Source organism: Candidatus Rokuibacteriota bacterium, assembly GCA_016209385.1.
Lineage (GTDB): Bacteria > Methylomirabilota > Methylomirabilia > Rokubacteriales > CSP1-6 > JACQWB01.
Genome location: JACQWB010000112.1, coordinates 1 through 7,187 on the forward strand (window position 1 = coordinate 1; position 7,187 = coordinate 7,187).

At 69.2% G+C, this 7,187-nt stretch carries 9 protein-coding genes; 7 read left to right on the forward strand and 2 right to left on the reverse strand.

Annotated features, from left to right (window positions below; all coding sequences use genetic code 11):
* The 6 genes from HY726_07455 to HY726_07480 form a co-directional block, all read left to right on the forward strand.
* A partial coding sequence (locus HY726_07455) for a histidine phosphatase family protein (GenBank protein ID MBI4608825.1) occupies positions 1-181 on the forward strand: 181 nt, incomplete at its 5' end.
* Entirely contained in the window at positions 178-678 is a 501-nt protein-coding gene (locus HY726_07460) for a DUF3090 domain-containing protein (protein ID MBI4608826.1), read from the forward strand. The genes HY726_07455 and HY726_07460, both read left to right, overlap by 4 nt.
* Positions 679-777: 99 nt before the next feature.
* Positions 778-1,020 (forward strand): plasmid stability protein, encoded by a 243-nt coding sequence (locus HY726_07465; protein MBI4608827.1) that lies wholly within the window; start codon positions 778-780, stop codon positions 1,018-1,020.
* A complete protein-coding gene (locus tag HY726_07470; GenBank protein ID MBI4608828.1) occupies positions 1,017-1,418 on the forward strand; it encodes a type II toxin-antitoxin system VapC family toxin in 402 nt (133 codons plus the stop codon). The genes HY726_07465 and HY726_07470 overlap by 4 nt, the downstream gene beginning before the upstream one ends.
* Positions 1,402-2,112, forward strand: coding sequence for an SCO1664 family protein (locus HY726_07475; GenBank protein ID MBI4608829.1), 711 nt, complete (start codon positions 1,402-1,404; stop codon positions 2,110-2,112). Before HY726_07470 ends, HY726_07475 begins: the two co-directional genes overlap by 17 nt.
* Before the next feature lie 556 nt (positions 2,113-2,668).
* Positions 2,669-3,652 carry an aldo/keto reductase gene (locus tag HY726_07480; GenBank protein MBI4608830.1) on the forward strand — a complete coding sequence of 328 codons (984 nt, stop codon included), beginning with the start codon at positions 2,669-2,671 and terminating at the stop codon, positions 3,650-3,652.
* A 9-nt stretch (positions 3,653-3,661) separates the two neighbouring features.
* Here the strand turns inward: HY726_07480 and HY726_07485 are convergent, their stop codons facing one another.
* Together HY726_07485 and HY726_07490 are read right to left on the reverse strand one after the other, a co-directional pair.
* Positions 3,662-4,918, reverse strand: coding sequence for an MFS transporter (locus tag HY726_07485; GenBank protein ID MBI4608831.1), 1,257 nt, complete (start codon positions 4,916-4,918; stop codon positions 3,662-3,664).
* Between the two features lie 69 nt (positions 4,919-4,987).
* A complete protein-coding gene (locus HY726_07490; GenBank protein MBI4608832.1) occupies positions 4,988-5,404 on the reverse strand; it encodes a zinc-binding dehydrogenase in 417 nt (138 codons plus the stop codon).
* Positions 5,405-5,695: 291 nt separating this feature from the next.
* Between HY726_07490 and HY726_07495 the strand changes: the two genes are divergently transcribed.
* Positions 5,696-7,123: a transposase gene (locus HY726_07495; GenBank protein MBI4608833.1), complete on the forward strand. Its 1,428-nt coding sequence runs from the start codon at positions 5,696-5,698 to the stop codon at positions 7,121-7,123.
* Positions 7,124-7,187 lie beyond the last annotated feature (64 nt).

Below are 7,187 nucleotides of genomic sequence, written 5' to 3' on the forward strand. Positions count from 1 at the left end.
CTCCCACGCCGATCCGATCAAGGCCGTCGTCGCCCACGCTCTCGGCCTCCACCTCGACCTCTTCCAGCGCATCGCGGTCGCCCCGGCATCCATCACGGCCATCGCCTACCGCCCTGACGCCCCCCTGGTGCTCACCGTGAACTCGCTGGACGGCGACCTTTCCTGGCTTCAGATGCGATGAGCGACTCGTTCGATCTCGAGGCCCCCGACCACTTCACGGCCGGCACGGTTGGGCCGCTCGGCCAGCGCATCTTCTACCTGCAGGCCCGGCAGGCCGACACCCTCATCACGCTCAAATGCGAGAAGGAGCAGGTTCGCGCCCTCGCCGAGTACCTGGCCGATCTCCTGACCCGGCTTCCGGCCGCCGGCGAGGAGCCGCCGCGCGAGGCCGCGCTCTTCGAGCCGATCGAGGCCGCATGGCCCGTCGCCGCCCTCGGCGTGGGCTACGACCAGGCTGATGAGCGCATCGTCGTCGTGGCGAAGGAGCTGGCAGAGGAGGAGGGCAGTGGCGAGGCCGCCACGGCGCGCTTCAGGATCACCCGCGCCCAGGCCGCGGCGTTTGTGGAGCAAGCCCGGGAGCTGATGAAGGCCGGGCGCCCGACCTGTCCGATGTGCGGCGGCCCGAAGGACCCGGGCGGCCACGTCTGCCCGCGAGGCAATGGCCACGGCACCCGGTGAGCGTAGTGCGTGATCGCATCATACGCTTGACACTCCGAAACCGGCGCGCTACTGTGATTCCAATATGGAACCATTATGGTGTCTACGCGAGGGATGGCAGTGGCGACGCTGACGATCAAGAACATTCCTGATCCGCTGGTGCGGCGCCTCAAGACGCAGGCAGTGCGCCACAGGCGGAGTCTCAACCTCGAGGTCATTGCCTGCTTGGAGGCCGCGGCCCGTGCAGTGCCGATCGATCCCGAGGCCCTGCTAGCCCGTGCGCGCGCTGTCCGGCGGGCTCCCGTCGGCCTCCGGCTCGGCGATCGGACGCTCAATCGGCTCAAGGTGTACGGCCGTCCATGATCGTCGTGGATGCCAACCTGCTGGTCTATCTCTATGTGGCGGGCCAGCGGACGGGACAAGCCGAGGCGGTCCTGAGCCGTGACCCGGTGTGGGCAGTGCCGCTCCTCTGCCGCTCAGAGTTCCGTAACACGCTCGCCGGGCTCGTCCGCAGGAAGGCGCTCGCGCTTGAGGATGCGATCCAGATCGCCGACGAGGCAGAACGAAGCGTGGCGGGACGCGAGTATAGCGTGGTCTCCCACGAAGTTCTCCGGCTTGCCGCCCGATCGGGATGCTCGGCCTACGACTGCGAGTACGTAGCCCTGGCTCAGGACCTCGGCGTCCGACTGGTCACCGCCGACCGCCAGCTGCTGAGCGCGTTCCCTTCGATTGCAATCGCCCCCGATGTCTTTGCAGCCTGAGACGAGCCTGCTCGACCTCCTCGCCCGGGGTGCGATCACCGTCAAGGGGCGGATCGCGCGGAGCAGCAACGCGATCTTCCTCGTCGAGGTGACGCTCGACAGTGCGGCCGCGCTGGCCGTGTACAAGCCCGCGCGCGGCGAGCGGCCGCTCTGGGACTTCCCGCCGGGCCTCTTCAGGCGCGAGGTCGCGGCGTACCTCCTCTCGGAGGCCCTCGGCTGGGGCCTCGTGCCGCGGACGGTCGAGCGCGAGGGCCCACTGGGCGACGGCTCGCTCCAGCGCTTCGTGCCGGCCGACTTCGAGCAGCACTACTTCACGCTCAGGGAAGACCCCGCCCACCACGCGCGCCTCAAGCAGATCTGCCTCTTCGACCTCCTCGTCAACAACGCCGACAGGAAGAGCGGCCACTGCCTGCTCGGTCGCGACGGCGTCATCCACGCCATCGACAACGCCCTGACCTTCCACGCCGAGCCCAAGCTCCGCACCGTGATCTGGGAGTTCGGCGGCGAGCCGATCCCGAACGCGCTGCGGGCCGACGTGAGGCGCCTCCTCACGGGAGGCCTGCCGGCGTCGCTCGCCGCGCTCCTGGATCCGGCGGAGCAGGCGGCGCTGCTCGCCCGGGCGCGGGCCATTGTGCAGCAAGGGCGATTCCCTGTGGAAACAGGTGGCCACCGTTACCCCTGGCCGCTTGTCTGACCGCGCGGTTCAGGGCGCGGGAGGCCCCAACGGCCGCGCCTCCTGGCCCGACCAGGCTCACGCGGAGAAAGCGGGTGAAGGGCCGGTCGTCACCTCCGAGGCACGATGCGCAGGGAGTCTACCCCCGTGAGGGGTGCGCCCCCGCGACTCCGGCCTCGTTAAACGCGTTTATCAGGTCTTGAAGGTTCCAGCCTGGTTCGGCATGAAAGTGGAGATCGACGATCGGTAGGGTCTCCGCAGCCACGCCATTCACGAGCAAGAAACTCGACAGGAAAATCACCGCGCTCCTCATCCGGGACTGTCGATGCGGTACCATTTTCAGCCTCCTTTCCCGCTTGAAACGGAATCCGCGCCGGATCGTGCCCCGGCTCCTGAGGTTCGCCAGCCGAGCTGAGGCTCTCTGAACAGGCTGCGATTCGCTCGCTCCCGCGACTTCCGCTACGAAGCTACGGCGCGGGCGAAGGGGCTGTCCAGGCGAACGGCTGGCCCGCAAGATCTATAGCGCGGTCCGCGTCTCTCGGGTAGAATCGTGAACGACTTCTGAAAGGGGGACCTCATGCACTACCGGACGCTGGGGCAGAGCACGCTCACCGTGTCGAACCTGGGATTCGGCTGCATGCCGCTGTCAGGCATCTACGGGAAGTGCGACGAGAAGGAGGCCATCGCGGTGATCCAGCACGCGCTCGACCGCGGCGTCAACTTCCTCGACTCGTCCGACATGTACGGGTGGGGCCACAACGAGGAACTCCTGGGCCGGGCGCTCAAAGGCCGGCGGGAGCAGGCGGTGCTCGCCACCAAGTTCGGCCAGGTCAGGAACCCGAGCGGCGCGAACCTGGTCAACGGCAGGCCCGAGTACGTCCTCCAGGCCTGCGATGCCAGCCTCAAGCGGCTCGGCGTGGACGTGATCGACCTCTACTACCAGCACCGCGTGGATCCGAGCGTGCCCATCGAAGATACGGTCGGCGCGATGAAAAGGCTGATCGAGCAGGGCAAGGTGCGCTACCTTGGGCTCTCGGAGGCCGCGCCCGAGACCATCCGTCGAGCCCACGCCGTCCACCCCCTGAGCGCGGTCCAGACCGAGTACTCGCTCCTCTACCGCGCCGAGGCCGAGGAGACGCTCCCCACCTGCCGCCAGCTCGGCATCTCCTTCGTGGCGTACTCCCCGCTCGGGCGCGGCTTCCTGACCGGCAGGATCCAGACCCCGGGCGACATCCCCGAAGGCGACCGGCGCCGCGACCACCCGCGCTTCCAGGACAAGAACTTCTTCCACAACCTGGAGCTGGCGCACCGGATCGAGCAGATCGCGAAGGAGAAGGGCTGCACGCCCGCGCAGCTCGTGCTGGCCTGGCTCCTGGCACAGGGCCCGGGTATCGTCCCGATCCCCGGCACCAAGCGGAAAGAGCGCGTGGACGAGAACGCGGGCGCGCTGGAGGTCGGGCTCGATGCGTCCGACGTCCAGCGCATCTCGGAGGCCGTCCCCTCGGGAGCCGCTTCGGGCTCGCGTTACCCAGAGCCGCAGATGAAGGCGGTGTACCTGTAGGAGGCGCCGCTACCAGCGCGTGCCGCGCCCCCGGGCGATCACTCCCTGGCGCCGCACCTCGAGCACGGTGGCGATCGTCAGCACCATCAGGCCCGCCGCCACCAGGAAGACCGCGCGCGGATCACCCCGGTCCACCAGCCATCCGTAGACCGGCGGCATCGCCAGCGCGCCGAGATCAAGGCCCGAGTAGACGAAGCCGAAGACCTTGCCCGAGGCCGCGGCCGGCGTCGCCGCCCGTACGATGAGGTCCCGCGAGGGGGCCGTGGCGCCCTTGGCGAAGCCGATGGCCGCCATCAGGGGTGCGAGCAACGCCAGGGGCGGTGCGCCGCTGGCAAGCACCAGGGTCAGCACGGCGGCGAGCAGCATGCCCCCACCCGCCACCACGTGGTGCCGACTCGTCCGGTCAGCCAGGACCCCGCCGGTCAGGATGCCGGCCGCGCTGCCCCCGAGGTAGGCAGTGAGCGCCCCGCTGGCGAGGCCGAGGGGCGCCGCGTAGACGGCCACCAGCACGCTGACCGAAAAGGTCTGCACCGCGCTCAGCGACGCGGCGAGCAGCGCGAAGTAGGCGAAGGCCATCAGGACCGGCGTCACCAGCAGGAGGCGGAAGTCGGCTACGAAGCCAACCGGGCCGTCTGCTACACGCATGCGCGCGGGCCGGCCCACGACGGCCAGCGCCGGCTGCCGCGCGAGGAAGAAGGCCACCGCCAGCCCGAGCGCCCCAGCGCTCGCCAGCGCCACGCGCCAGCCGAAGGCCGCCGTGAGTCCCCCCACCACCGCCGGCGCCAGGGCCCAGCCGATATTGCCCGAGATACTGTGGGTGCTGTACGCCCGGCCCAGCCGACGCGAATCGACCGTGGCGTTCATGATCGAGTAGTCGGCCGGATGAAAGACGCTGTTGCCGAGGCCTGCCAGCAGGATTACGGCCACCAGCATCCCGTACGAGGGGCTGAGCCCGGCCAGGACGATGGCGCTCGCGAAGAGGCTGAGTCCGCCCACCAGGATGCGCCGCGCTCCGAACCGGTCCACCAGGAACCCCGAGACCAGCTGGCCCACGGCCGAGGCGCTGTAAAAGAGCGTCATCAGCACGCCCAGCGCCACGTAGGGCACGTTGAAGACCGCCCGCAGCAGCGGGAAGAGCGGCGGCAGCGTGAGCTGGAGGAAGTGGCTCAGGAAATGGGCGCCGCTGACAAGGGTTATGATCTCGATGTCGGAGCCGGTGCGTTCCCCGCGGCCGTCCCGCTCGAGGGGGAGCGTGCGAGAGCTCACGCCGGGATGATAGCAGATTCCGCGCGCGCGCGGGGGCGGACGCGTGAAACCTGATTGCTCCGATAACTATCAGCCCACCAGCAAGACCTTCCCGTGACGACCCGGCCTCTCGGCGTGGCGGACGGCGTCTGTGATATCGCCGAGGTCGTACTTGGCCTCGACCGGCGGGACGATCTCGCCCTTGGCCATGTGACCCAACACCTCGCGCATCACTGTGCGCTGCTTCTCGGCAGGCGCGCGTCGGAGCCACGCGGTCAGCCAGAAGCCGCGCACTGACAGCGTGCGGAAGATCGTCAGCGCGCCGTTGATCAGGATCGGCTCGAGGGCGAGGAGGCCGTAGCTGAGCATGACCCCTCCCGGCGCGAGCGCCTCCACGATGCTGTCCGCGACCTGCCCGCCCACAGCATCAATTGCCGCCGGCACGCCGGCCCCATTGGTGATCGCCATGACCCGTTGAACGAGGTCCTCATCCTCCGTGCAGATCACCTCATCCGCCTAACGCTTTCAGCTCCTGCGCCTGCGCCCGACGACGGACCACACTGATCGTCTTCACATGACGGAGCTTCAATCAGCCTGAGCCCGTCCCTCCGCAACCTGACGGGTGTCCCACCACGCACCTGTCCCTTCACGCGGCTAGCGACTCCGTGCCGTCGGGGCTAGTGAGATGGTGTATCAGGTGTATCGATCTTTGGGCATTTGTGAACCGCCGCGTACGCGGTACCCAGGGGAGTGGCGTGTGTCCAGCCAGTGTATCGGTCCCGTGACGCGGAGCACACCGTGCTGCATCAGGTTGTCCGCGAGCACCTGGAGGCCTTCCTGCGCACGGCGGCGGCGGCGAGCGAGGGTGTCGGCCTCCCGCAGTTTGTCGAGCGGGAGTTCCGGGAGTTCTTGACGTGTGGGGTGTTCGAACACGGGTTTGCTCGCTTCCGCTGTGACGGGTGTGCCGTCGAGCGCCTGGTTCCGTTTTCCTGCAAGGGGCGCGGGTTCTGCCCGAGTTGCGGCGGTCGCCGGATGACCGAGCGCGCCGCACATCTGGTGGACGAAGTGCTGCCGCGCGTGCCGGTGCGCCAGTGGGTGCTCACGGTGCCGCATCGGCTGCGGTACCTGATGGCGTGGGACCACGGGCTGAGCCGAGCCGTGCTGGGGCTGTACGCGCGGGTGCTGCTTGCGGTTTACACGCGCGCCGCCCGCGAGCGCGGCATCCGCGAAGGGCGGACGGGCACGGTCACCGTGATCCAGCGCTCTGGAAGCGGCCTGAATTTGAACGTACACTTTCACACGCTGGCGCTCGACGGGGTCTTCAGCGAAGCCCGCTCGGGCGCCCTCGAGTTTCATCCGGCGCCGGCGCCCAGCGATGAAGAGGTGGCGCAGGTGCTCACCGCTGTCCGCCACCAGGTCCGGGCGCTCCTGGTGCGGCGGGGCCTGGAGCCCGGCGACGACGCGACGGGGCCGGCGGACCGGCTCGCGGAGGAGTCATCCGTGCTGGCCGGTATCGTGAGCGCCTCGGTACAAGGGCGGGTGGCCTTGGGCACCCGCGCTGGCGGGCGGGTGCGGCAACTCGGGCGGGACGTGGATGTCGAGGACGTGAGGTCTCGGGGGCCCCGTCAGGCACACGTGGATGGCTTCGATCTGCACGCCAATGTGTGGGTGTCGGCCAACGATCGCGCGGGGGTGGAGCGCCTGTGCCGGTATGTGCTCCGCCCGCCCCTGGCTCAAGACCGCCTGCGGCTCCGGGGCGACGGCCGCGTCGTCGTGGAGCTCAAGCCGGCCTGGCACGATGGCACGACGCAGTTGGTGTTCGAGCCGCTGGAGTTTCTGGAAAAGCTCGCCGCCATCACGCCTCGGCCCGAGGTGAATCTGGTCATCTGCCACGGGGTGCTGGCCCCTCACGCGCAGTGGCGCCGGCGCGTCGTCGCCTACGGACGGATCGTGCCCGATCCCACTGGGTCGGCGGGTGGTGCTGCTGCTCTGCTTCCCCTTTCGGAAGGCGCCGGTGCGCAGCGCCGCCCGCGCTACTGGACATGGGCGGCGCTGATGCGGCGGGCGTTCGAGATAGATGTTCTGGCCTGTCCCCGCTGTGGGGGCCGTATGCGCCTCATCGCCACCGTCGACGATCCTGGCGTCATTCGGCGGATCCTCGCTCACCTGCGGCGGTCGGTGCAGAGCCCCGGCCCGGCCCCACCCGTGGCCACCGCCACGCCCTGAGCACGCAGGTCCGAAGGGGGCAGCAGCCTTCGTGCCCTGGCTGGATTCGATTCGTGCCTCGGCC

Excerpts from the sequence above, each read along its gene's own strand:
- HY726_07460 (MBI4608826.1), top strand. The coding sequence starts at position 178 with ATGAGCGACTCGTTCGATCTCGAGGCCCCCGACCACTTCACGGCCGGC.
- HY726_07470 (MBI4608828.1), top strand. The coding sequence starts at position 1,017 with ATGATCGTCGTGGATGCCAACCTGCTGGTCTATCTCTATGTGGCGGGC.
- HY726_07475 (MBI4608829.1), top strand. The coding sequence starts at position 1,402 with ATGTCTTTGCAGCCTGAGACGAGCCTGCTCGACCTCCTCGCCCGGGGT.
- HY726_07480 (MBI4608830.1), top strand. The coding sequence starts at position 2,669 with ATGCACTACCGGACGCTGGGGCAGAGCACGCTCACCGTGTCGAACCTG.